The organism is Micromonospora sp. DT4 (genome assembly GCF_049841675.1).
In the GTDB taxonomy this organism is placed as follows: Bacteria; Actinomycetota; Actinomycetes; order Mycobacteriales; family Micromonosporaceae; genus Micromonospora.
The window spans coordinates 1-1009 of record NZ_JBNCKT010000307.1; the positions used below are offsets into that span (position 1 = coordinate 1).

Here is a 1009-nt window from a genome sequence, read left to right on the forward strand (position 1 = left end):
TCCGTGTATGGGTGTTGCGGTACGTGATGCGCGGCGGCTTTCCCCGGCGGCGCAAGAGGATCTGCGTCGTCGGGCGGTAGCTGCGGTCAAGGCCGGGCATACCCAGGCTGCGGTGGCCACAGTGTTCGGTGTTTCGCCGAAGACGGTGTGGCGGTGGGTCAACGCCTTTGATCGTAAGGGAAACCAGGCGCTCAAGGCCGGTAAGCGGGGCCGGCGTCCCGGCGAGCAGAAGGCTCTCGACCCGCGCCAGCAGGCTCGTATACGGCGGGCGGTGCTGCACAAGAACCCCGACCAGGTCGCGTTGCCCGGCCTGGTGTGGACCCGCCCGCAGGTACGCCAACTGATCCGTGACTGGTTCGGTATCGGCCTGTCGCTGGTGACCATCGGCAAGTACCTGCGCTCGTGGGGGCTGTCGCCGCAGAAGCCGGTCCGTCGGGCTTACGAGCAGAACCCCGAGGCGGTAGCCCGGTGGCTGGAGGTGGAGTATCCGGCGATTGAGGCTCGGGCGCGTAAGGACAAGGCCATCATCTTGTGGCTGGACCAGACCGGACTGCGCTCCGACGCCGCGGTCGGCACCACCTGGGCGCCGGTCGGGCAGACCCCCGTAGTCGCCAAGACCGGTAAACGCTTCGGCGTCAACGTGATGGCCGCGATCAGCAACAAGGGCGAGCTGTACTTCACCTGCTACCACGGCACGTTCACCGGCCCGGTCTTCCTGACCTGGCTGGACCGGCTGGTCCGCCAACTCGACCGGAAGATCCACCTCATCGTCGACGGGCACCCCGTACACCGCAGAGCCACCGTCCGCGACTGGCTCTCCGAACGCGTTGACCACATTGAGATGCACTTCCTACCCGGCTACGCACCCGAGTTGAATCCCGTAGAACTACTCAACAGCGACCTCAAACACCATGTGGCACAAGCCAACCCCGCCAACCCGACCGAACTCGCCGCCGCAGCCGCATCACACCTGCGCCGCAGGCAGAACCAACCCAACATCGTGAAAGCC

At 66.0% G+C, this 1009-nt stretch carries 1 protein-coding gene; it reads left to right on the forward strand.

Going from position 1 to position 1009, the window contains the following annotated elements; translation table 11 throughout:
- Window positions 1–7: 7 nt before the first annotated feature.
- Window positions 8–1009, forward strand: a 1002-nt coding sequence (locus ACLQ24_RS29805) for an IS630 family transposase (RefSeq protein WP_425895067.1), incomplete at its 3' end; no start/stop codon positions are given.